23 protein-coding genes and 4 tRNA genes are annotated in these 23,948 nt (G+C 36.8%); 18 read left to right on the forward strand and 9 right to left on the reverse strand.

The window, feature by feature from the left end; genetic code table 11:
• Positions 1–64 precede the first annotated feature (64 nt).
• Positions 65–1,510 (reverse strand): sodium:solute symporter family protein, encoded by a 1,446-nt coding sequence (locus BMS_RS02415; protein ID WP_014243198.1) that lies wholly within the window; start codon positions 1,508–1,510, stop codon positions 65–67.
• A gap of 149 nt (positions 1,511–1,659) precedes the next feature.
• On the opposite strand from BMS_RS02415, the gene BMS_RS02420 reads away from it, so the two are divergent.
• Both BMS_RS02420 and BMS_RS16605 read left to right on the forward strand, forming a co-directional pair.
• Positions 1,660–2,604 (forward strand): hydrogen peroxide-inducible genes activator, encoded by a 945-nt coding sequence (locus BMS_RS02420; RefSeq protein WP_044557211.1) that lies wholly within the window; start codon positions 1,660–1,662, stop codon positions 2,602–2,604.
• Positions 2,605–2,806: 202 nt separating this feature from the next.
• A complete protein-coding gene (locus BMS_RS16605; protein WP_014243200.1) occupies positions 2,807–4,291 on the forward strand; it encodes a serine protease in 1,485 nt (494 codons plus the stop codon).
• 14 nt (positions 4,292–4,305) lie between these two features.
• On the opposite strand, the gene BMS_RS02430 is transcribed toward BMS_RS16605, so the two are convergent.
• The 3 genes from BMS_RS02430 to BMS_RS17880 all read right to left on the reverse strand — a co-directional run bounded on the left by BMS_RS02430 (position 4,306) and on the right by BMS_RS17880 (position 8,474).
• Positions 4,306–5,292: a YheT family hydrolase gene (locus BMS_RS02430; RefSeq protein WP_014243201.1), complete on the reverse strand. Its 987-nt coding sequence runs from the start codon at positions 5,290–5,292 to the stop codon at positions 4,306–4,308.
• Between the two features lie 79 nt (positions 5,293–5,371).
• The gene (locus BMS_RS02435) at positions 5,372–6,544 is read right to left on the reverse strand and encodes an MraY family glycosyltransferase (RefSeq protein ID WP_014243202.1); all 1,173 of its coding nucleotides are present in this window, start codon (positions 6,542–6,544) and stop codon (positions 5,372–5,374) included.
• A gap of 199 nt (positions 6,545–6,743) precedes the next feature.
• Positions 6,744–8,474, reverse strand: a complete 1,731-nt coding sequence (locus BMS_RS17880) for an ABC transporter ATP-binding protein (RefSeq protein WP_014243203.1) — start codon at positions 8,472–8,474, stop codon at positions 6,744–6,746.
• Between the two features lie 218 nt (positions 8,475–8,692).
• Here BMS_RS17880 and BMS_RS02445 point away from each other — a divergent pair, with 218 nt between their 5' ends.
• Positions 8,693–9,046, forward strand: coding sequence for a response regulator (locus BMS_RS02445; RefSeq protein ID WP_014243204.1), 354 nt, complete (start codon positions 8,693–8,695; stop codon positions 9,044–9,046).
• Positions 9,047–9,084: 38 nt separating this feature from the next.
• Here BMS_RS02445 and BMS_RS02450 read toward each other — a convergent pair whose 3' ends face one another.
• Together BMS_RS02450 and BMS_RS02455 are read right to left on the reverse strand one after the other, a co-directional pair.
• Positions 9,085–9,342, reverse strand: coding sequence for a hypothetical protein (locus tag BMS_RS02450; protein ID WP_014243205.1), 258 nt, complete (start codon positions 9,340–9,342; stop codon positions 9,085–9,087).
• A 13-nt stretch (positions 9,343–9,355) separates the two neighbouring features.
• Complete coding sequence (locus BMS_RS02455) at positions 9,356–9,580, reverse strand: hypothetical protein (protein ID WP_044557212.1); 225 nt, start codon at positions 9,578–9,580, stop codon at positions 9,356–9,358.
• Between the two features lie 106 nt (positions 9,581–9,686).
• Between BMS_RS02455 and BMS_RS16610 the strand changes: the two genes are divergently transcribed.
• The 9 genes from BMS_RS16610 to BMS_RS02500 all read left to right on the forward strand — a co-directional run bounded on the left by BMS_RS16610 (position 9,687) and on the right by BMS_RS02500 (position 18,349).
• Positions 9,687–10,553, forward strand: coding sequence for a LysR family transcriptional regulator (locus BMS_RS16610; RefSeq protein ID WP_052590562.1), 867 nt, complete (start codon positions 9,687–9,689; stop codon positions 10,551–10,553).
• A gap of 14 nt (positions 10,554–10,567) precedes the next feature.
• Complete coding sequence (locus tag BMS_RS02465; RefSeq protein WP_044557213.1) at positions 10,568–11,992, forward strand: ATP-grasp domain-containing protein; 1,425 nt, start codon at positions 10,568–10,570, stop codon at positions 11,990–11,992.
• Positions 11,993–12,000: 8 nt separating this feature from the next.
• Positions 12,001–13,023 (forward strand): succinylglutamate desuccinylase/aspartoacylase family protein, encoded by a 1,023-nt coding sequence (locus tag BMS_RS02470; RefSeq protein WP_014243209.1) that lies wholly within the window; start codon positions 12,001–12,003, stop codon positions 13,021–13,023.
• A 95-nt stretch (positions 13,024–13,118) separates the two neighbouring features.
• Positions 13,119–13,769: a molybdate ABC transporter substrate-binding protein gene (modA, locus tag BMS_RS02475; protein WP_044557821.1), complete on the forward strand. Its 651-nt coding sequence runs from the start codon at positions 13,119–13,121 to the stop codon at positions 13,767–13,769.
• On the forward strand, positions 13,766–14,434 hold the full coding sequence (gene modB, locus BMS_RS02480; RefSeq protein WP_014243211.1) for a molybdate ABC transporter permease subunit: 669 nt from the start codon (positions 13,766–13,768) through the stop codon (positions 14,432–14,434). Before modA ends, modB begins: the two co-directional genes overlap by 4 nt.
• On the forward strand, positions 14,427–15,374 hold the full coding sequence (locus BMS_RS16615; protein WP_014243212.1) for an ATP-binding cassette domain-containing protein: 948 nt from the start codon (positions 14,427–14,429) through the stop codon (positions 15,372–15,374). The genes modB and BMS_RS16615 overlap by 8 nt, the downstream gene beginning before the upstream one ends.
• A 268-nt stretch (positions 15,375–15,642) precedes the next feature.
• Positions 15,643–15,990 (forward strand): hypothetical protein, encoded by a 348-nt coding sequence (locus tag BMS_RS02490; protein WP_014243213.1) that lies wholly within the window; start codon positions 15,643–15,645, stop codon positions 15,988–15,990.
• Positions 15,991–16,133: 143 nt separating this feature from the next.
• Positions 16,134–17,081 carry a hydroxyacid dehydrogenase gene (locus BMS_RS02495; protein WP_014243214.1) on the forward strand — a complete coding sequence of 316 codons (948 nt, stop codon included), beginning with the start codon at positions 16,134–16,136 and terminating at the stop codon, positions 17,079–17,081.
• A complete protein-coding gene (locus BMS_RS02500) occupies positions 17,081–18,349 on the forward strand; it encodes an adenylosuccinate synthase (RefSeq protein WP_014243215.1) in 1,269 nt (422 codons plus the stop codon). The genes BMS_RS02495 and BMS_RS02500 overlap by 1 nt, the downstream gene beginning before the upstream one ends.
• An 87-nt stretch (positions 18,350–18,436) precedes the next feature.
• Here BMS_RS02500 and BMS_RS02505 read toward each other — a convergent pair whose 3' ends face one another.
• Complete coding sequence (locus BMS_RS02505; RefSeq protein ID WP_044557214.1) at positions 18,437–18,634, reverse strand: hypothetical protein; 198 nt, start codon at positions 18,632–18,634, stop codon at positions 18,437–18,439.
• An 83-nt stretch (positions 18,635–18,717) separates the two neighbouring features.
• On the reverse strand, positions 18,718–20,019 hold the full coding sequence (gene mtaB / locus BMS_RS02510; RefSeq protein WP_014243216.1) for a tRNA (N(6)-L-threonylcarbamoyladenosine(37)-C(2))-methylthiotransferase MtaB: 1,302 nt from the start codon (positions 20,017–20,019) through the stop codon (positions 18,718–18,720).
• 167 nt (positions 20,020–20,186) lie between these two features.
• On the opposite strand from mtaB, the gene BMS_RS02515 reads away from it, so the two are divergent.
• The 6 genes from BMS_RS02515 (at position 20,187) to BMS_RS02540 (ending at position 22,621) form a co-directional block, all read left to right on the forward strand.
• Positions 20,187–20,263, forward strand: a tRNA-Lys gene (locus BMS_RS02515).
• A gap of 16 nt (positions 20,264–20,279) precedes the next feature.
• Positions 20,280–20,357 (forward strand) — tRNA-Glu (locus tag BMS_RS02520).
• Between the two features lie 90 nt (positions 20,358–20,447).
• The gene (locus BMS_RS02525) at positions 20,448–21,089 is read left to right on the forward strand and encodes a cation diffusion facilitator family transporter (protein WP_014243217.1); all 642 of its coding nucleotides are present in this window, start codon (positions 20,448–20,450) and stop codon (positions 21,087–21,089) included.
• Positions 21,090–21,170: 81 nt separating this feature from the next.
• Positions 21,171–21,247 (forward strand) — tRNA-Lys (locus tag BMS_RS02530).
• A gap of 17 nt (positions 21,248–21,264) precedes the next feature.
• Positions 21,265–21,342 (forward strand) — tRNA-Glu (locus BMS_RS02535).
• Positions 21,343–21,574: 232 nt separating this feature from the next.
• A complete protein-coding gene (locus BMS_RS02540) occupies positions 21,575–22,621 on the forward strand; it encodes a Fic family protein (RefSeq protein WP_014243218.1) in 1,047 nt (348 codons plus the stop codon).
• Positions 22,622–22,674: 53 nt separating this feature from the next.
• Here BMS_RS02540 and BMS_RS02545 read toward each other — a convergent pair whose 3' ends face one another.
• Positions 22,675–23,946, reverse strand: a complete 1,272-nt coding sequence (locus BMS_RS02545) for a PepSY-associated TM helix domain-containing protein (RefSeq protein ID WP_014243219.1) — start codon at positions 23,944–23,946, stop codon at positions 22,675–22,677.
• Positions 23,947–23,948: the final 2 nt, after the last annotated feature.

Consider the following 23,948-nt stretch of genomic DNA (forward strand, 5'->3'; position numbering starts at 1 on the left):
TTGATTTTAAAGTCTACAAGAATAATTCAAAGATAATAAAATGGCACGAAATCAGAGCTTTTTTCTAACCTTTGCGCGCTGAGGCAAGTTGTTTAAATTGTGGATAAAAATAGAAAATTACAAGGGTGCTTCCCGTTGTTAAAACTCCGATATAGAGCTCGTCAACATTTTGCCAGAATCCTTGATGAGTTGCGTTGCGCCAATAGGAAGTTGTAATAACGCCGAGTAGGCAAGTTGTTACAAATTGCTTATCGCTAATTCTTCCAGGGAAAATATATCCAAAGAGAACTGGAAAGAGTAGACAAGCCGCCGATAGGCTTCCAAGAGTTTTCCAAACCGTTTTAATATCACCATTGAAAACTTGTGCCATTATAATTGCCAAAACTCCTACAAGTAGAACCCCTAAGTGATGCATCATCGGTTTAGACCTAAGCCTCTTAGGTGCTAAGTCGTAGGCCAATGTTGTCCCGGCTAGAAAGAGGTATGAATCTATTGTGGAGAGAATTGTCGCCAATATACCAGCGAGCATAAATCCTCTTAGTCCATCTGGCAGAATCTGTGCCGCATATAAAAGGTAAGCGTGGGCGGAATTGGCTTCGGGCATAGTGGCCTTAGCGTACATAGCTCCAAAAGTTGTACAAATATCGAAGCAAAACCAGATACAAGTTGAGATTAGGATACCCTTCTTGGCCGTTTTAGGAGAGTTTGCAGCAAAACACCTTTGATAGAAGTTTGGATCGACCAAGGTAGAGAGAGCAATAAATCCCCAAACTAATGTTGTCCCAATTCCAACACTACCGGTGAGGGAAAAATAACTTGAAGGTAAGCTCTCTTTTAAGAACCCAAGTCCACCAAAGTTCGCAACACTCATAGCGAGAACTAAGAATACGCCTAAGCACATGACAAAGAATTGAACGAGGTCAGAGAAAACAACCGCCCTAAATCCTCCCCACATCGAGTAGAGAAGTACAAAGAAAACACCAATTGTTGTATTTAGCCAAAGCTCACCACCAAAGATCATTTGAGAGAAAATACCAAGGCTAATTGCATAGGCAATAGGCAGGACGTTGAAGAAGTTGAATACCGCACTTAATTTAGCAGATTTTGGACCAAACATCTTTCCAATAAGATCAGGTAGTGTCACAGCTTGCATATGGGATATTTTATTAATGATAAAGAAAGCAAAAATAATATAGGCCACGTACCAGAATGCCCCTTGAGTGACGAAGTTAAATATCCCTTGGTTAAAAGCTATCTCAGTTACTCCAAAAATTCCTCCATACCAAGTCGCTACGAGTGTCGCGATAAAGAGTGGAAGTGTGAGCTGCCTTCCCATTAGTAGAAGGTCTAGATAAGTCGAACTCTCATCTTGGGTTTGAGAGATTTTCTCTCTTTTTGACATTCCCCAGATGACACTTGCGCCAGTGAGAATGAGTACTGTGCAAAATACAATCCAGTCGAGAGTAGAAATAGTATCAATTAGATTAATAGAAGGATTTAATTCTTTCATTGGTCTCCTTACGGCAGCATTACCTGCATCAAGTAAAGGGTCGAGTTAATACTCCTCTCAGCCGAAGCTCCCCTGATTTTTAAAAGCATTATTGTAGAGTGATATTATCTTTATTATACTTATTAAGGCAATTAATAGGAGAAAAAATTATGACTTTAACACAACTAGAGTATGTCGTTGCAGTAAATAAGCATCGTCACTTTAAAAAGGCAGCAGCAGAGTGCAATGTGACTCAGCCAACTCTAAGTATGCAGTTGCAAAAGTTAGAAGACGAGTTAGGGATCATTATTTTTGATCGCTCGAAATCTCCTATTCTTCCGACAATTGAAGGTGAGAAGGTTATTAAGCAAGCTCAGGTTGTGATCAAGGAGTATAATAGAATTTTTCACATACTCGAAAACTCACAAGGAGAAGTTTCTGGAAAGTTTAGACTTGCAGTTATTCCAACTCTCGCTCCCTATATCATTCCTCTCTTCGCTAAGAAGTTTGCCGACAACTATCCACGAGTAGAGTTAGTGATTGAAGAGTTTAAGACAGATGAAATTATTGAACTCTTAGATAAAGAAGAGATTGATGCTGCAATTTTAGTGACTCCGCTACAAGAGCCTTCATTAATTGAAAGGGTTCTCTTCTTTGAGCCTTTCTATTTATTTACATCTCCTGATCAAGATTTATATAAGAAGAAGAAAGTAAGAGAGTCAGATCTTTCTAAGAATAGTCTCTGGTTATTAAACGAAGGACATTGTCTTAGAACTCAAGTCTTGAAGGTTTGTACTATGAATCTTGAAATGAGTAGTTATAAGAATTTAAGATTTGAATCTGGAAACTTAGAAACATTGAAGAACTTAGTCGTTCAAAGTTCTGGCTATACTCTTCTTCCATATCTCGCAACTTTAGACTTGAGTACTCAGAGAAAGAAAATGATTAGAGAGTTTCACAAGCCAGCACCAACGAGAGAAGTTTCTATCGTATACGGAAGAACTTTTCTAAAAGAGAAGATAATTGATGCTCTTGAAGAGACAATCGTCTCTGTTCTCCCAAAGGAAATACGCTCTTTAAAAGATGGAGACCTCTCAATCGTCGATCTATATTGATAAAATCAAGTGTCAAAGTGACCATCCCTTAAAACAAAGAAGTATAAACTCTTAAAAATTGGAAAAAATTTTTAAGAGTTTCTTGCAAGAAGTTGTTAGTAAAAAACATGAGTCATTACTCATCCCTCTAGGTATATTCTTTTTCAACTTTTCCAGATGTTCTTTCTGGAAAATTCATACTTAGGAAAGGGAGTCCTTAATTATGATGATCACCTCATTAAAATGCCTACCAAAGAACCTTTTACTTCTAACATTCACTTTCGCCCTTGTTATTTCATGTGGAAAAAACGATGAGACAAGCTCAAGTGACCCGGCCCTTTTTGATTCTCAAATCATTATTGGATCTGTTGATTGGAAAGAAATTTCCGATCTATCAACGACAAATTCTATTAGAAAAGCATCTTCTCCTGTAGCAGATGTAACTTTACCAGTGATGGGCTCAAGATGTACGGGCTTTTTAATTTCAGAAGATGTTCTTATGACTAATGAGCATTGTATTCCTTCGGCTGCCTATGCTGAAGGTGTGACGGCAAGCTTTAGACACCTCAAAGGGGTTTCAGAATCTAATTGGGAAGAGTATGACTGTAGTACCTTTCTAATGAATAATGCTGAGTTTGATTTCGCACTTTTAAAGTGTTCGGGAAGTCCGGGAAGAAAGTTTGGGTTTGTTGAGATCGATTCTTCTCATAAAAGCACAGGGACTTCAGTTTATATTGTTCAACAAAATTGTGATTACTACTCTAGTCGAAACTGTGATTGGACTAAGAAATATTCCAAGGGAAGTATTACTGAAGTAGCAGATGAGTATACACATAATGCTGATACTTTAGGGGGATCATCAGGATCACCAATGTTTGATGCCAGTTCTCATAAAGTCGTTGGTCTCCATCACGCAGGCCTTGGAAATAATGGAATGGGGAGAGGTTACGAGAATTATGCCGTAAAGATGAGTGAAATTGTACCAGTGATAAATGCGAGATTTCCAAGTTTACTTGGTGGTGGAACACCAAGCTCTGGAGATCAAACAGAGGATAATAATACTCTTTCAAAAGCATTTTCACTAAAGGGATCTAGCGAAACCCTAAGTGGACTTAGCGTTGAGAGCTCTGATGACCTAGATTATTACTCATTAAAAGCTGCACGTGGAGCACAAGTCTCTGTCTCTGTTAAATTCTCTCACTCAAAGGGAGACCTAGATGTTTACTTAGTAAATAGCTCAGGTGGAGTTGTAAAGAAAGTTGAATCATCAAGTGATAATGAAGAATTCTCATATGTATCAACAGGGGAGAAAGTATACTTTGTAGTCTTTGGATATAAAGGTGCTGTAAACACTTATAAAATGCATGTAACTGTCTCTTCGCAGAATGTAGAGAACGACTCATTTGAAACAGCTAAGGCCTTAGATACAAATCACTCTGAAGATTATAGCTTATCAAAGAATGAGAACGACTTCTTTTCTTTTGAGGTCTCTAGAACAAGTAGTGTTTCTGTAAAAATTGAGTTCACTCATAGTAGAGGCGATCTTGATATGAAAATCTTTGATAAGAATAAGAAAGTAGTAGCGAGCTCTCTTAGTACTAAAAACGTTGAAGAGGTAACTAAGTCTCTAGCGAAAGGTAAGTATTATGTTCAAGTTTACGGATATAAAGGCGCAGCGAATGACTATAGTTTAACAATTAGAGATTAAAACTTAGGGCCGAATTATTCGGCCCTTCTTATTTCATCATCAAATATAAAGGCCTGAGCTCTCAACTCTGACCAGAGTACATCTTTTCTCAAGCTTTCTAAGAAACCAACATGACCACCGGACTGAGGCATCTCTAAGAAGAAGTTCTTATTTTCTTTTGCTTCATGAACAGGATAGCAGTCATCTCCAAGAAAGGGATCATTCTTGGCATTAACCATTAGTGTTGGAATTGCAATATTTTTGATCTTATCCTTGCAGCTACCTTTTTCATAATAATCATTGGCATCAATGAACCCGTGTAGTGGAGCTGTGAACCTGTTATCGAAATCTTGAAATGTCTTTATTTTACTAAGGTCTTTAATATCGACTTTGCTTAGGCCAATAGTGCGATGCTTTTCAAGGATCTTATTTCTCATAGTACTTAGAAAGTTCTCTAAGTACATTTTATTAATTGGCCTTGAAAGCTCTTTGATAGATGACTTTAAGTCACAAGGAGCAGAGAAAACAACAGCCTTCTTGATTTTTGAATTAACTGATTTAGCCTTAAGACCTAAGTAGTTTGTCGTCAGAGCAGCGCCAAGGCTAAAGCCAAGAAGGTATACTTCTTCATATTCTTTTTGTGCAAGAGCAAAGTCGATGACCATTTCAAGGTCTGAAATAGTTGCTGCGTGATAAAACTTCTCTGTCCAATTCAACTCACCTGAACAACTTCTCATATTCCAAGAAACAACATCGATACCAACATTATTAAAATGCCTAGTCATTCCTCGAATATATTGAGTATCTGATGAACCCTCCAGCCCGTGAGAGAGTATTAGTAGTTTCTTTGAATTCACATCACTAATATCAATATCTAAAAAGTCATTATCACTAGTAAATAATCTCTTTCTTGAGTAAGAAACATCTTTTACCTTTCTAAAGAAGTACGGATAAAGAGTTTGAATATGTCCATTTTTTAGAAGCTTTGATGGTTTTAGTGTTGATGATGAAATTATAGGCATTGTCTAATATCTCCCTAACAAATACCTAATAATTATACATTAATTCATAAGTTTTGAATGATAATAAGTATGTTTTTGCCTATTCGTTTTCTGAGTCTACATCGAAGGTTTCGACTAAATCTTTTTTAATGAGACCGTTGTCGTGAGAGAAATTATTAATATTTCCAAAATCCCTTTTTTCTTTCGAAAGCACAGAGCATTTCTTGGCCTGAAGAAAGTAAGAGGCCATTAATAGAAGAGTTGTCGTGAAAAAGGCCAAGATATATTTAGCCGTTCCACCATAGTAGGCAATAATGAAGAATGAAGTCATCATAATCAGGGTGTACATACTTACAATCTTTGTAATTTGGTGAGAAACAAACCTTTCATTCTCATTAGAAAGTACATGGAGAAAGAGATTGCTTCTCTTAGTATCTTTATAACTTCGTTGAAAAAGTCTCTTCGTCAAATTAAAGAAAACTTCACCCATAGGAATGGAAAGTGGAATGAGTACGATAAGTAACGAACTCGTTTGTGACATTATACCTGTAAGTCTCAAATAGACTTGAGTTGCTATAAAAATATAACTTAATGCCAGAACATTAGGGCCAATTTCACCTAGGCGTATATTTTTCTTAAATAGTTTAAAGATCCAAAAACATGCAATCGGCACCCAGACAAGTGCGATAATATAACTTAGGTGTAAGAAATTAAAATAGTAAGCGACAGCAAAGAAGTAGAAGAGTATCAAAGTCGATACTTTTATACTCATAGTTTGAGCTGTTTCAATTATATGTGAGCCATTCAATATTCCGAAGCCCCAGATCACTATTAGCAGAATAAATGCCAGAGAGCTCTGAATAGGGAAAATAAAGTGTAAAAAGACAGAATAGGTTAGGAGCGTAAAACCTTGAGCTATAAGTCTGGCCTTAATAGAAAGTTCAAATTTATCGTCTAGGTATCCTTGAATAGTTAAAATAAAAACGCCGAGAATATATCCTAGGGCCGAAAATTTATCGCTAGTACCCACCACATCACTAGAGTAGATATTGTGCATAACTATTATATTGGAAAAGGCCATGGCCAGCCCTCCTAGGAGGAGGACATTTTCTTTTCTATTTCTAGCTGGAATATAGATAAGGTCTTTTAGTATTGACGCCTTAATAGACGAAGAAGCGTTAATGAGAAAGAGAATCCCAAAGTTAAGTGCAAGCACTAGTAGTACAAAGCCAGAATTGTCTAAAATGTATTTTCCTAGTTCTGTAGTAGTCATTTTGTATAACTCCGCAGGTTAATAAAGTTAATCTAAATAAATTAACTTTATTAACTTATCTTATATATCAATAAGTTATAACATGGAAATGTGAATGAAACTATAATATATCTATCTGGTTAGAATTTCCCAAAGGTAAGTTTGCAATGTGTTGAAATTAGGCAAAAAAAAACCCTCACTAAGTGAGGGTCTATGTTTTTTATTGTTGATCTTGAAGAAGCTCTTTTGGAATCCCTTTCGGAATAGCGCCAAGTAATTTTTGCGTATAAGGATCTTTTGGATTCTTATAGATTTCGTCAGACGTTGCATACTCTACAATCTTACCTTTATTCATAACGCAAATCTCATCAGAGATATACTTAACAACTGACAAGTCGTGAGAAATGAAGATGTAAGTAAGGTCAAATTCATCTTGAAGATCTTGTAGTAGGTTTAGAACTTGGGCCTGTACTGAAACGTCTAGGGCCGAAACAGACTCATCACAAATGATGAACTCAGGCTTAAGTCCAAGTGCTCTGGCGATACAAATTCTTTGTCTCTGTCCACCTGAGAATTCGTGTGGATATCTATTTAGGTGATCACCTTTAAGGCCAACTTTTTCAAGTAGGTCAGCGGCAACTTGATACCTTTCTTTCTTAGAGTTTCCAATATTATGGATAACCATTGGCTCAGTAATAATATCTCCAATAGTCATTCTTGGATTTAGTGATGAGTACGGATCTTGAAAGATAATCTGCATCTTTCTTCTAAGTATTCTCATCTCTTCTGGAGTGATCTTTGTAATATCTTGTCCATGGTAGAAAACTTCACCTTCAGTTGGCTCAATCAATCTAAGGATACTTCTACCTAAAGTCGTCTTCCCACATCCTGACTCACCAACAAGCCCTAAAGTTCTACCTTTTCTAACTTTAATATTAACATCATCTACCGCTTTGAAGTGATCGACTGTTCTTCCAAATAGCCCACCCTTAATTGGGAAGTATTTTTTGAATCCTTTGATTTCTAGAATGACAGGATTCTCGTTTTCATCAATTTCTCTAGCAACCTTGATTTCTTTCTTTAAAGGCTCAAGGTTCTTCTCATCAGCAGCAACTCCACCTACGAAGTCTTCAACAGTAAGAAGTCTCTTTGTATTTTCTACCAGTGACGGTCTACAAGCTAAAAGACCTTTAGTATAAGGATGCTCTGGGTTTTCAAATAATTTCTTTGTTGTATTTTTCTCAACTAGGTCACCACGGAACATAACGGCAACTTCATCAGCGATATCAGCAATAACTGCTAAGTCGTGAGTAATGAAGAGCATCGACATTCCATGTTTTCTTTGAAGGTCAAACATAAGCTCAAGAACTTGCTTCTGAATTGTAACGTCAAGTGCAGTTGTCGGCTCGTCACAAATTAAGAGCTCTGGCTCACAGGCCATGGCCATGGCAATCATAACTCTTTGTTTTTGACCACCAGACATTTGGTGAGGGTACTTATTAACTGACTCAGATGGAGAAGGAATACCAACTTCATCTAATAGTTCAATCGTTCTCTTTCTCGCTTCTTTTGCGGATTTATCTTGGTGAAGCATAAGAACTTCATCAATTTGATTACCAACTGTATAAACTGGATTTAGAGAAGTCATCGGCTCTTGGAAAATCATTGCGATTTTATTACCTCTGATTTTTCTCATTTGATCTTGGCTCATCTTAGTTAAGTCTTCACCATGAAAGAGAATTTGTCCTTCTGATATTTTCCCTGGAGGGTTAGGAATAAGTCCCATGATCGCAAGAGATGTAACAGACTTTCCTGAACCAGATTCACCAACGAGTCCAACAGTTTTACCTTTAGGGATATCGAGGTTTAGACTTTTTACTGCGCGAACAGTTTCGTCTTCTGATTTAAATTCAATTGTTAGGTTTTTAATACTTAAAATGTTTTCAGACATAGATCTACCGGTTTTGTTAATATAATCAGTAAATTAAGTATTTATATGAAAGATGCTCAATAGACAACCGTTCTTCTTTTTGCTTCGTGTCTTTTAATGTTCTATCTAGTTGAAATAAGGCACCATTGTAAAAGCTACAGAAAAAGAATTGAGAGAAAAGCGCTTTTTGTGCGCCTTGTAGGCCTAGAGTGATGATACAATTTTTCTTGAGGTATGCTATGAGTAAAATTTTAATCGTCGATGACGAAATTCAAATCTGTGAAATGATGGCCGATTTATTTGAGTCCCGTGGACATGATATCACTGTTGCGCACAGTGGTAATAAAGGTGCAGAAGTCTTCTCGAGTGGAGAGTTCGATCTGGTGATAAGTGATGTTAAAATGCCCGACGGTGATGGTTTTGAATTGGCCAGGCTAATAGGTGAGTCAGCTCCAAGCTTTAATAAAATAATTTTTGTGACTGGATATTTAGATGTCGAGTCCGCCAAGCTTCCAGAAAATGTTAAAAGAGTATTTAAGAAGCCAGTGCGTTTTAAAGAATTATTGGCGTGTGTGGAAGAGATTTTATCTTAAAGGCCCCAAGAGCAGATGCCCTTGGAGCTATTCTTTAATTAAATATCTGAGTCAGAGTCTGCAGAGTTGAATGATGAAGTATCGTCATCAAGCGTTGTTGTAGTTGTCGTCGTTTCCTCTTCTTCGTCATCACTTACATAAGTTGAAGATGAAGAGCTTGAAGTCGAATCATCTGTAGATTCGAATTGCGCGCTTGAAGTATCGGCTTCGTTTGCTACTGCAGATGTACTATTGAAAATAGATACAAAAGCGATAAGTAATAGGGCAATGATTGAATTTCTTTTTAGGTTTTTCATGTTAACTCCTTAATTATTTCCTTCTCATTTTTCTTGGTAATGATTGGCAAATTCTTACTTTCTTTGATTCTGTTAATTTATCTTTCTTTGCTATCTTTAAGCAGAAGCCTTCTCTCTTGTGATCTTTGATGTCAGAGCAAGAGATCTCTAGAGACTTTTGAGGATTACACTTAAGTTTTGCGTGAGATTCAGACGTCAGTGTCGAGAATAAAATGACTGTGGCTAAAATGATCTTCATAAGCGTCTCCATTGACTAAGATTGTCTAATTATCAGGTAGTTCAAAAAATAATAAAAATCGTTTTAATTGCGATAATAATTAGTTTAAAGTTAATTGAGGTTTACTATGGAAAGACTTAATTTTAACCACTTATACTACTTTTACATTGTTGCAAAAGAGGGCTCAATTAAAGCGGCATCGGAGAAGCTCTTCGTGTCTCAGCCGACAATTAGTGATCAAATTAAATTGCTGGAAGAGTACTTTGATTGCAGTCTCTTTGAGAGAAGAAATCGAAGCTTATTTCTTACAACGGAGGGAGAGTTCGCCCTCAACTATGCCGAGGGTATTTTTACTCAAGGAAGGGAGTTGACGAGAAGGCTTCGTAATCAGATTCAATTGCCAAAGAAGTCGATTGATATTGGTGTCACTCATTTTATGTCCCATCATTTTCTCTATGAGACAATCTTACCGCTTTTTAATCAAGACGAGATTGTAGTTAATGTTAAAGAGGGGCAAAAGCATTTGCTGCTTGCAGATCTAGAGGAAGAAAATTTAGATATCGTTTTTACAGATGGACAAGATCTCACGTCAGGCTCAATGAGTTCCTACCGAGTGGGGGCGAATAAGACTTACGTTGTCGCCCACAAGAAATACCAAAAGTATCGAAGAGGTTTTCCCGAATCTTTGGGGAAGATTCCCTTTTTTAATTACACAAAAAATTCTTACTTAAAATATGAAATAGAGTTATTCTTTTCCAAAAATTCAATCACACCAAAAATAATAGGTGAAGGTGATGAGAGAGATCTTCTTGAAATGGTAACCGCACAAGGATTGGCCTTTACGATAGTTCCTGAGGCGGCCAAGAAGAAGTTCTGTGCCAATAAGAATATTATTGTGCTTGGTGAGGTTGAAGAGCTTCAAACATCTGTTTGGGGAATTATAAAGAAGAATTACAATGGCTATGGTTATCAGTTATTGAAGAATAAATTATAGTTTTGGAGAATAAAATGCAGAATGAAATTGAAGTTTTTAAGCCCGACGGATTTGAGGTTGAAAAACATTTTTACCCAAAGTCTTTAAACTCTCATCTCCATTCGATGGTTGGACATTTCTTTACATTAAATCACGATAGAATTGTTAATCGCTATGTTCATCTCAATCCTCAAGTTTGCCCAAAGGCCTTAAGTGAAATTTTAAAATATCAATCTTCCAATTTTCACTGGGGGGGAGCAGACCTTTTCTACGTTGCAACTGAAATGGGAAATAGAAAAATGGTTGTCCTTGAGACAAACTCTTGTCCTTCGGGGCAAAAATCTATGCCCGCTGCCTCGGAGTCAGATGAGTATAGAGGTTATAAAGGGTTGATTGAAAATTCCTTTATTCCTCTTTTAAAAAAGAAGAGACTTCCTAGCGGAAAGCTTGCCGTAATTTATGATAAGAATTATATGGAGACTTCTGGCTATGCTGCAACGATTGCAGATATTACGGGAGAGGAAGTGTTACTTGTATCTCACTATCATGGAAGTGACTCACTGATTAGCTTCATTGATGGTGTTATGCATGTAGAAAAAGATGGTGAGAAGATACCTATTCGTGCAGCTTTTAGATATGTAACTCAAAAGCCTTGGAATAGAATTCCAATTGAAACTAAGACGCTAATCTATAATCCAACTCTCGTCTGTCTCTCTGGCGGGCGAAATAAATTGTTGGCAAATAAGGCCTATGAGCTTTTCAACTCTGAGATTGCAGAATCTGGGTTAGAGATTCTTATGCCAGAGACGATTAAGGATGTTTCTAAGTTAGAAATTCCTCTGTGGGTTAAGAAGTTTGGAGGAAAGGCCGTCGTTAAGAACCCTTACTCAAATGCTGGACAGGGTGTTTACACAATAACTTCTGAGTCTGAACTGGATGACTTTATGAAGTTAGAACATGACTACGATCAATTTATTGTTCAAAGTTTGATTGGTCATTATGACTGGAGTTCGACAACGTCGGCAGGAAAGTATTTTCATATTGGGACAATACCTAATAAGAAGGGGAAGACGTTTATTGCCGATTTAAGAGTTCTCGTCTACTCAACTCCTAAAGGGTTCTTTCCTTGTGCCATTTATGCAAGGAGGGCGAAGTCTGCTCTTGAGCCTACAATAGAAGGGAATAGCTGGGAAGTTCTGGGAACGAATCTTTCTGAAAAGCTTGGTGATAATAAGTGGTCTTCAGATACTTCAAGACTTCTATTAATGGATAGAAAAGATTTTAACACGTTAGGGATTGGGACGGATGATTTAATTGAAGCCTATATTCAAACAGTTCTTACAATTGTGGCCATTGATAAGATGTCATTAAATTTAATTAATAAAAAAGGTAATTTCAGAAAGAAATTATTTAAATCGCTGGATAATGATAAGTCTCTCATTAATGAGATTATGATTTAGAGGAAGGTATGGAAAAGATATTAACAGTAAAAACAAAAGATGATTTGAAAATCTCCTCACTTAAAAGAGGTGAAATTCACAGATTGCAAATTCATGTAGCAGATAATTCTCTAGGCGTTCCTTGGAAAGTTCCTGTTGTCATAATTAGGGGAATGGAAAAAGGAAAGACTCTAGGGGTGACAGCAGCTTTACATGGGGATGAGTTAAATGGAATTTCTACAATTTTTAAATTGATAGAAAGTGTTGATCCAAAGAAACTTAAAGGAACTCTTGTTCTAGTACCTATTTCAAATACACCTGGTTACTTACTTAACCAAAGGCAATTCTCAGACAATGTTGACCTCAATAGAATCATGCCAGGGCAGCCTGCCGGAAGTCCTAGTAAGATCTATGCTCATCATTTTATAAATAAAATTGTTTCTAAGTTTAATTATCTCCTAGACCTTCACACTGCAAGTCACGGAAGAGTGAACAGTCTTTATATTAGAGCAGATATTGAAGATGAAGAATGTCAAAGGCTTGCATATCTTCAGAATCCTCAAATCATTGTTAAGAAATACGATGAGGAAGGAACTTTAAGGTCCTGGGCCAATAAAAATGGAATACCTGCAATCACTATTGAGATTGGAAATCCAAATGCCTTTCAGCACTCATTAATTGATGAAACTCTTGAAGGTATTTTAAATACAATGAAATTTCTAAAGATGATTGATGGTGAAGTTCAAGATCTAGTAACTAATGCCGCTATTTGTGACGAGTCTTATTGGATTAATTCAACTAAAGGTGGAGTGGTCGATGTTCTCCCTGGATTAACTGACACAGTTAAGAAAGGACAGCTGATTGCCATAGTCTACGATGTGTTTGGACAAGTTAAAGAAGAGATATTTGCAGATCGATCAGGAATTGTCATTGGTAAGAATACAAGACCAAATTGTGATGCTGGAACGAGACTTGTTCACCTCGGAATTAGCTTTATTGATCCTCTTCCTGAAGAGATCCCCGGTCACGATGAGTATGACGAGAATGCGTAGTGAAATTTTTCACTGCGTGTCTTTTTATATTTATTTCAAATCTTAGTATAGAGGCTTCTCCGCTAATTGCGGTGGCCTCTAACTTTAGTCACACTATGAAAGAAATCGTAAAACTCTACGAGAGAGAGCATGGTGTTCAATTACAGATTAGTCTTGGTTCAACTGGAAGCTTATATTCTCAAATAAGAAATGGTGCTCCTTTCGATGCTTTCTTTTCGGCCGATACGTCAACTGTAGAGAAGTTAAGTGCTGATAAGTTAACGATTGATAGTAGTCGCTTTACCTATGCCAGTGGAAAGATTGCATTCATTTGCCCTAGTTGTAAAAGAGTTGAAAACTGGAAAGATGTAGCTACATCTCTCAAAGGGAAGGTTGCCATTGCCAATCCAAAGCTGGCTCCCTATGGTAGAGCTGCTAAGCAAGCACTAGTTAAGAATGATCTTTTTAATGATGTCACATCAAAGCTTGTCTATGGAAATAATATTGGTTCAACTTATCAATATATTCGAACAGGAAATAGCTCTTCTGGTTTTGTTGCCAAATCCCTTCTCATCGCAGATAAAGTAGATACAAATACATATCAAGAAATTAGTGAAGGTGATTACGATCCAATAGAGCAGGAATGTATTATTTTAAAGCGAAGTAAATTTAAAAATGAAATGAAGCACTTCTTTATTTTTTTAAAATCAAAGAAAGTAAAAGATATGATTAAGACATTTGGATACAAAGTTTCGGAGAATGTATGAACTCAATTCTTCTAACTTTAAAAGTTGCATTTGTTACAACGATCTTTCTCGTTCTTATCTCAATGCCTCTTGCCTACCTTGTTGTAAGGGTGAAGAAGAGGTATCGGATCTTTATAGAGGCCATACTCTCTCTTCCTTTAGTTCTACCTCCGACGGTATTAGGCTTTTATCTACTAATCATTTTAAACCCTAACGGATGGCTTTCAACTAGCTTGAGAACTCTTGGCTTCTCTGGAAATTTAACATTTAATTTCACTGGGCTTGTTATTGGTTCTGTCATTTACTCTCTTCCATTTTGTGTACAACCTCTCATTAATTCCTTTGATAGCGTTCCTAAAATTTATTTGGAATCAGCAAGGCTTATGGGAGCAAAGAGGTGGGATCGCTTCATTAATATAATTCTTCCCTTGAGTAAGAAGGGGCTATTGCTAGGAAGTATTCTAAGTTTCGCTCACACCATTGGAGAGTTCGGTGTTGTGATGATGATAGGAGGAAATATTCCGGGAGTAACGAGAGTAGTCTCAATAGATATTTTTAATCATGTAGAAGCGCTTGAGTTTTCAAAGGCCCATCAACTTTCTTTAGTCATGTTACTCTTTTCATTTTTTACTCTTATCGTTATTTACTTTTTGAATACATTATCAGAGAGAGACTTAAATGATTGAGGGAAATATAAGAAAGATATATTCAGGATTTGAGTTTTGTTCTGGTGATTTTAAGATCTCCAAAGAATCTATTACTATTGTCTATGGAGATTCTGGTAGTGGAAAGACAACTTTCTTAAATTGTATTGCTGGGGTAGAAAAAGACTTTGAAGGAGAAATTCATTTTGAAGGTGATTACTCTATTGGTTATGTCTTTCAGAAAAATTCACTCTTTCCGCATTTAAATGTTTTAAAGAACCTTGAGTTTGCAGTTAAGAGATGTCAAAAAATAAAGTACTCTCTTGATGAAATAGTTAAGGCCCTAGAGATTGAGAGCCTACTTCATAAAAGAATACACAAGCTCTCTGGTGGTGAAGTTCAGAGAGTCTCTATTGCAAGATCAATTCTCTCAGCGGCCGATATCCTTCTCATGGACGAGCCTCTTAGTGCACTTCACACTAAAGCGAAGAAAGAAATTCTCGATTTAATTTTAAAGATTAATACAGAATTTAAGATACCAATTCTTATGGTGACTCACTCTATGGAGGAGCTAAGCGCGCTTTGTGATGAAGTTATATATATGCAACGTGGAGAACCTCTCCAGGTTATGAATAGAGAAGAGGCCTTGAGAAATTTAGACCCTCGAGGACCAATTAATATTCTAAGAAAGGAAGATGTACATTCTTTAAAATTAAATTTTATAGATAAATCTACAAGTGATTATCTTATTCACTCCAATCATATTATTTTAGCCCCAGACCCAACATTAAAGAGTAACTTCGCTCACTATATAAATTGTAAAATTGTAGAAATAATTGAAAGTGATGAGAATGTTTACCTTATAAAATTAGAGTACCTAAAAAGTAGACCCCTTTATGCCAAGGTGCTTAAGAGTAATTTTGATTTCTCAATAGGCCAAGATGTTGTGGCGCTTTTTGGCCCTGAATCTCTTATGGATTAAGTCGGCCTTTGCGCGGTGCTCGCGGCTGTCTTGACAAAAACTTGATCATTTTTGACACCAATTTTCCATGGCGACTCCAGTTTATCTTACATTGTCGAACAGGGCCGAATCCCTTTGTTAGTCTTATGTAAGAGACTTTCTTACTCCAGTTATCATATGCTTTATTTGAGGATAAGCAGGAAGCTTAAACTCTTACACACACAACTCAACTAACAGGATGTTTCTTGAGTAAAAGACCATTAGGGTCACTACCTTTAAGGAGGGAGATATGTACATGGCAATCGCTGTAGAAAATTCACACCATCCTGCTAACCAGTCCAACTATCGCGTTTGGCACTTGGAACTCGACAGCAACGGAAGTGTTGTCTCAATTGGCGCTATGACGCGAGAAGAGCTTGTGAAGGATCTATTCCAGAATTACAGGAGTAAAGGAGAATCCAATTGGAGGGCGTTCTTAAAAGATCGCGAGGATTCCACCGTAATCGAGTTGTATGATTTTATTTCAAAGAATCCGAATGAGAATACTCATTTTGGAAACTTACCAACACTTTCAGAGTTCCAGAAGACTCTTGAGCAGCTGCAATTAAGAATGGATCTTCAACCCATAGCAGCTTAAATAAAAATTCTGGTTTTTACACTTATTCGCCCGCCCAGGCAAAAAAAGGGTCCTTCGGGGCCCTTTTTCCCTTTTAGGTCCCTAGAAAAATTCCTATAATTCTCATGTCGTAAAATTTCTAACTCAGACCCTTGGGAGGGCTCATGAAACCTTTTATTGTAGTAGCTGATGGCTTTGATAAAAATCTATTTGAAGACCTAAAGAATACAAACGAATTTGACGTACATCCTTCTTCTAAAATTACTCAAGAAGAATTGAAGGAATTACTTCCAAAAATAAATGGTCTTGTTATCAGATCTGCAACGACAATAACAAAAGAGTACTTAGACCTTGCTCCAAATTTAAAGTATGTGATTCGTGCTGGAGCTGGAACAGATAATATTGATAAAGCTTCTTGCCAGGAAGTTGGAGTTAGAGTTTCAAACACTCCAGGTGCCAATAATAACTCTGCTGCTGAACATGCAGTAGCACTTATGATGACTGTACTAAGAAAGACAGCGTGGGCCCACTCTACAATGAAGAGCGGAGGATGGGACAAGTCTAAATTTACTGGAAATGAACTTGCTAATAAGAAAGTAGGTATCCTAGGGTTTGGTCAAATTGGTCAGATCGTAGCAAAGAGAATTGGTGGATTTGATCCTGAAGTTCAATTCTTTGATCCTTTCCAAGAGGGAAGTGATCTCTCTTATGTTAGTAAGTGCGATGACTTAAAAAAACTTTTTAGTGAGAGTGATATTATAACAATTCACACTCCTCTAATGGATGCTACAAGAGGACTTGTTAATAAAGAACTTCTTTCTTTAATGAAACCAAATGCAATACTTATTAATGCTGCTAGAGGTGGAATCGTAAACGAAGATGATCTCTATGAAGTTTTAAATGCTGGAAAAATTAGAGGGGCTGGATTTGATGTTTATGCGACAGAGCCTTTAGAGGAAGATTCTAAGTTAAGATCTTTGGACAACCTTGTTATGACACCACACCTTGGAGCTTCAACAGAGGAAGCTCAATTTAGAGTAGGAGAGATGGCGGTTCATCAGTTAAAGGAATTCTTTATCAATGAAAACCTCTTAAATGAAGTGAGAGTATAATGAAATCCTTAGCAATCATTGGCTCTCAGTGGGGAGATGAAGGTAAAGGAAAGATCACTGATTTATTGAGTCAGAAGTGTGATGTTGTTGTTCGCTATCAAGGGGGAAACAACGCCGGACATACTATTATTGTAGGAGAGAAGAAAATTGTTCTTCATCTCATACCATCTGGAATTCTACATGATCACTGCGTATCAGTTGTAGGTCACGGTGTAGTCTTTGACCCTGAAGCTTTTAAGGTAGAGCTAGAAAACGTTATTCAAAACGGAATTGAAGTAAATAGTAAGAAGTTAAAAATCTCGGGAAATGCATCAGTCATTACAATGTATAATAAAATCATTGATGCTCAGAGAGAGTCTAAAGGTCCAGTGAAGATTGGAACTACTGGTAAGGGGATTGGACCAGCTTATGAAGACAAAATTTCTAGAAAAGGGATTAAGTTAAAAGATCTTTTGGATAAAGATGTTTTAGTTCAAAAGTTAAAGGCTAATTTAACTGAAAAAGAATTCCTTCTAAAAAACCTTTATCAAGTAGAGTATCCAAGTGTTGAGGAAGAAGCCGCGAGGTTATTTGAATTAGGGCAATTAATTTCCCCATATATTTGCGATACGTTTAGTTTCTTAGATAAGTCTGTCAAAGAGAATAAGAATATTCTCTTTGAAGGTGCCCAAGGAATACTTCTAGATATTGATTATGGTTCTTATCCATTTGTAACTTCTTCTAGCACGAGCTATGGAGGAATCTTTACAGGTGCTGGGATGCCTTCAGGAAAGGTTGATGAAGTTCTAGGAATTACTAAGGCCTATACTACAAGAGTAGGAGAGGGACCTTTTCCAACAGAGCTATTTAGTGAAGTTGGGGAATTTATCCAACAAAAAGGTGGCGAATTTGGCGCAACAACTGGTCGTAAGCGTAGATGTGGTTGGCTAGATCTTCCTTTACTAAAGTATGCCGTAAAGTGCTCGAGTTTAACTAGTATTGCTCTTACTAAGGTAGATGTACTTAGTGGAATGGATGAGCTTAAAGTTTGTAAGTCTTATAAATATAATGGGGAAGAAATAGACTGTGCTTACCCTGGAATTGATCTCTCTAAGGTTGAACCAGTTCTGACAGACCTGCCTCCATTTGAAGACGATTTTAAAGGTGAGCTATCAGATAACTTGAACTCTTATATTGAGTTAATTGAAAAAGAGCTGGGAATTCCAGTTTCTATTCTTGCTTATGGACCTGAGAGAAGCGAGATAAAGTTTAGAAAAGATTTCTTTTAAGCTAAAATGACAAGAGGGAGTAGCGCTAACTACTCCCTCTATATACAAGGAAGAAAGGAAGAAAAAGGTTAGACCTTTTACAACTTTTTAGAATTTGTCTTTATTCATCTCAATCTGTTTCTCTAATAAAATCTTCTCAAGACGATTATTTAATTCTTCATTAACAATCATTTTTGATTCCAAAACGTCTTTGTCATCTAGACTTGAGTTCTCGGCAGATGAAGAAAAACTTAGTGTACTAAGAAATAAGAAAAATAAAATAATGAGATGACGTTTGTAAGGCATAATCAATCTCCTGTTACTCTTACAAGATTAATAATGCCTTACTATGATTTTCTTTGTGTCAGTTGAATGTAAAGTAATGGTGATTATTGGATTAACTCAGCAAATACTTTACCGTCTTTGTATTCTTTTAAATAGACGCTTCTGATCTGGTTTTTTAGTTCAAGCTCAGTTTCGACGTAAACTTTAACATAGTTAGTAGTGTAACCTGTATAGAGTCCGTCTTTAGTTCTTCTTTCAAAAAGTACTTCACTCTGTGAACCAACTTGATCTTCAGAGAAGAGTGCTAGCTTCGCTTCTCCTAAGTGAAGAAGAGACTTAACTCTTTCCTTCTTAGTCGCGCTATGAATATGGTTATCCATTCTACCGGCTGTCGTTCCCTTTCTTTTAGAGTATGGGAAGACGTGGAAGTGTGTAATAGGAAGCTCTTTAACGAGATTATAAGTATTCTCAAATTGCTCTTTTGTCTCACCAGGAAAACCACAAATAATATCTGCACCAATTCCTGCATTAGGGAAGGCCGTAATGATCTTATTTATTACTTTCTTGTAGTCTGCAACAGTGTACTTACGTCTCATATTTTTTAAGATCTCATCATCTCCCGACTGTAGAGGAATATGAAAGTGATCTTTGAATTTTGGAGAGCTTTTAAATACTTCTAGTAACTCATCTGTAATTGTATTGGGTTCAACACTAGATAGGCGTAGTCTCTCTAGTCCTTCAAGGTCTAGTAGAGCTTTAACCATGTCTGTGAGCTTTTCACCTGATGATGTTTCATACTCACCGATATTAACACCAGTGAGAACAATTTCTTTAAAGCCATCTTCTATAAGTTTCTTCGCGTTTTCTAGAGCGCCATTTATACTAATGGCCTTAGACCTTCCACGAGCAAATGGAATAATACAAAATGAGCAAACATAGTTACAGCCATCTTGAATTTTTAAGAAAGCTCTCGTATGTGAATCAGCCGTTGTCGTTGCGGCTCCATAAAAGTCAGTTGTTTTGTCTACGTGAATTGCGGTTGTGTCTTCTTCATTTAAATATTCAAAGACTTTATATTTTTCAGATGTACCAAGAACGAGATCTACTCCTTGCATATTAGCAATTGTCTCTGGCTCCATTTGTGCGTAACAACCGGCCACAACAATTTTTCCCTCTGGAGAAGATTTGTGGGCCTTTCTAATTAGGTTTCTACAAGTTGAGTCTGCTGCATCTGTAACTGTACATGTATTGACGAAGATAACATCGGCCTTCTCTCCAAACTCTACAATTTCATAACCTCTGTCTGTAAAACCTTTGGCCACAGATCCAGTTTCTGAAAAATTGAGGCGACAACCTAGAGTGTGTAGGGCAACTTTTTTTGTTGGATTTTCTTTAGTATTTTCCACTTCTTAAACCTATTTTACGTATTTCATGCACAACATAATTAATGACGCGCTTTCAGACAAGTGGCAAAGTATATTTTTTATATAAATTACTCAATTTATCTAACTTTTTATTTGACAGAAAAGCCGTAAATCTTTATTCTCATTTTCACGTTCAAAGATGAATTTATGGTCTCTTAGCTCAGTTGGTTAGAGCATCTCCCTTTTAAGGAGAGGGTCCTGCGTTCGAGTCGCAGAGAGATCACCATTTTTATTTTTAATGTGCTCCCATCGTCTAGCCTGGTCTAGGACACCGCCTTTTCACGGCGGTAACAGGGGTTCGAATCCCCTTGGGAGTACCATTAAAAAGCTAAAAAAGCCCAGACTGCGATCTGGGCTTTTTTGTGTCTTCTTTTTCTGCTACAACTAATTTTTACTTTTTAGGAGTTCACATGGCCAAGAGTTGCTGCGAAAGCAAGAGTACAGAATTAGATCAACTGCGTGAGAAGCAGAGAAATGTTCTCGTCATTGTTTTAATTATCAATTTTGTGATGTTCTTGATTGAATTTAGTTATGGAATTCTTTCAAAGTCTACAGCGCTTTTATCAGACTCTCTAGATATGCTCGGAGACGCTACTGTTTATGCATTTAGTTTATATGTTATTAATAAGGGCCTTAGATGGAAGGCCAAGGCCGCTCTGTTAAAAGGTCTGATCATTACTCTCTTTGGTCTTTATGTACTCGGAGAGGCCACGTACAAGGCCTTAAATGACGTTTTACCAGCGGCACAGACTATGGGGGTTGTTGGTGTATTGGCGTTGATTGCAAATAGCGCATGCCTTGCTCTTTTATTAAAGCATAGAGAAGATGACATTAATATGAAGTCCACTTGGATTTGTTCGCGCAATGATATCGTTGCAAACACTGGAGTACTTATTGCTGCGGCCCTCGTGTATTACTTTCAGAGTAAGTGGCCCGATATAATTGTGGGATTAATCATTGCTCTAGTATTTTTAAAGTCAGCATTTTCCATTCTTTCAGAATCAATATCTGTGTACAGAGATAGTAATAATGATAGGGAAGAAAATAGATAGTATTTAAAAAGTAAATGTTGCAAAATATACAATTGACTTTTTCGTGCTAAAAAAATATAAATGCCTTTCAAAAATAACTATGGTCTCTTAGCTCAGTTGGTTAGAGCATCTCCCTTTTAAGGAGAGGGTCCTGCGTTCGAGTCGCAGAGAGATCACCATTTTTATTTTTTAATGTGCTCCCATCGTCTAGCCTGGTCTAGGACACCGCCTTTTCACGGCGGTAACAGGGGTTCGAATCCCCTTGGGAGTACCATTAAAAAGCTAAAAAAGCCCAGACTGAGATCTGGGCTTTTTTGTGTCTAAATTTTTCGCTTTCTAAGCCTCTGCTTATATAATTATAAAGCAATATTTATATATTTTTTATTGATTTGCTTTGTTGCAAGTTAACTTCTAGGTGATCAATTATCCATAAAAATATCCATAAATATCCCAAAGAGATTGGTTATTTGGATATTTATGGATATAATTGTGGATAAGAGGTAAAAATGGAAATATGGCAAAAAAGTGTTCAAATAACACCTAAAATTCTCAAACTTATAGCTGAGATTGATGAATTTAAAGGCTCGTGGTCTGCGCTTGGCCAGCTAGCTCCGGACAAACTTATGAGCCTAAAAAAAGTGGCCACTATTGAGTCTGTCGCTTCATCTACTAGAATCGAAGGCGTTAAATTAAGTGACTCAGAAGTAAGGGCCCTCCTATCTGGTCTTGATGTGAATTCATTTAAAAGTCGTGATGAAGAGGAGGTAGGAGGCTATGCAGAAGTAATGAATCTTATCTTTGAAAGCAGTTCAGAACTTATCCCAAATGAAAATATCATTAAACAACTTCATCAAGAGTTACTTAAATTTAGCTCAAAAGACATTCGTCACAGAGGCGAATATAAAAAACTTAATAACCATGTTGAGGCTTTTGCTCCAGACGGAAAAAGTCTCGGAATTATTTTTCAAACTTCACCTCCGCTTGAAACTCCTTACAAGATGGAATCTCTATCTGACTGGCTTTCTAACTCAACGAGTGAACCTGAAATACATATCTTAATTACCATCGCAATTTTTACAGTAAGTTTTTTGGCAATTCATCCTTTTCAAGATGGTAATGGAAGATTGTCGCGAGCACTTACAAGTCTCCTTCTCTTAAGGGCGGGTTATGACTACACTCCTTACTCTTCTTTGGAGAGAGTTATAGAAGAGAACAAAGATTTATATTATTTGAAACTTAGAGAAGCGCAAACAGAAAATGGAGATAGTGCTAACGGCCTTATTAGTTGGATTACTTTCTTTCTTGAATGTCTTGTCAAGCAGAAGGACTCTCTTAAAAGAAAAGTTGAAAAAGAAAATATTTTAAAATCACTACCAAAACTTTCTGAACAAATACTTATTCATCTTAAAGAACATGAAAAACTATCTATTAGCGATATTGTTAAACTTACTGGAGCTAATAGAAACACGGTTAAATCACACGTTTTTAGCCTTGTGGAAGACAATGAAATTCAAAAAGGTGGGCAAGGTAAAGGAACATATTATTACAAATAAATTACCGATCTTTGATTTGATAACAGGTCAATTTAAAATTCTTTATTTGAGCATTAAGATCTTAAGCAATAAAATTTTTCAGTAGTAAGAATGAGCATCAGGCTAATGGCCAGAAGAGGTAGAAAGTAGCAAAGAATTGCTATGGTACTAGCTATGAGAAGCTTATTTGCCATAGGCTGGCGTTTGAATATCTCGATTAAGCTATTATTGGGAGCAAATAATTTCTTCGCCTTCAGTCTTCTAAAGTAGATTTTATAGCCAGAGATAATCAGATAGATGATAGCGCAACCAAAAAGCGTAAGAAGAATTTGATTGAAGACACCAAATAGATTGCCCATGTGAAAGTCTATTCCATAGCGTGTGAGTTTTGCCATGAGATTAAAGTCTTTGAAGTAGGCGCTATCTAATACTTCAAAACTTTGCGGATGAATGGTTATACTATCAACCTTGGGTGGAAACTTCCTTTCGATCTCTCTTATAAACCAAGCGCTCGTATTATTCTTTGGAGGAACAATTTCAATAAAGGCAGAGTCTATCCCGTTTCTCTTTGAGATTTCGAAAACTTTATCGAGACTATGAGCTATATTTAAATCTTGTGTTGGAGAGATGAGTCTCTTGGGCGAGGGCGTGTGCCAGCTAAGACTTTTTCTAATCGTTGAGATTGTTGAGCCTGCCCACTTGGACCAAGTGAGTCCAGTTATTGAGAGAAAAATGAGTGCAAATAGTGAGAAAAGCCCAATGAAGACATGGCGTCTTAATAGTTTTCCTGCCATCGATTTCTTATATTTTATGAGAAAGAGAAAGAAGCCACTAAGACCACTAATCCACATCCAGCTGGCAGCTAATTCACTATACCAGCGTCCCCAATCACCAAGCATTAGATCTCTGTGGAAATAATCTATTTTCATTCTAAGTGGTAAGACTCCACTGGTTCCATAAGTGCCAAGTTCCCCTAGAATAGTAAGTTCATAGGGATTGATGAAAAGAGTATGAAACTCACTAGAGCGAAGTTTATCGCTCTTAAAGAGGACCCTTGTGCTAGTACTTTCTCTTAGTGAAGGTCTTATACTATAGAGTTTTAAGCCTCTCCCTTTAGCCGAACTTAGTGCGATGGCCAATTGCTCATCAAGAGACTTTTTCACCTTAGAGTTTGAATCGACGATTAGAAGATCTCGATAGATATAGCTCTCGATTTGAGGTGTCAGAATGTAGAGCACACCTGTGAGAGTTGCCAACAAAATAAAGGGAGCTATAAAGATTCCAATATAGAGGTGAAGTTTTAAAATGAAAGGTGTTATACTTTTAAGAGATAAATGTTTTTTCATTG

It is taken from the genome of Halobacteriovorax marinus SJ (assembly GCF_000210915.2).
Lineage (GTDB): Bacteria > Bdellovibrionota > Bacteriovoracia > Bacteriovoracales > Bacteriovoracaceae > Halobacteriovorax > Halobacteriovorax marinus.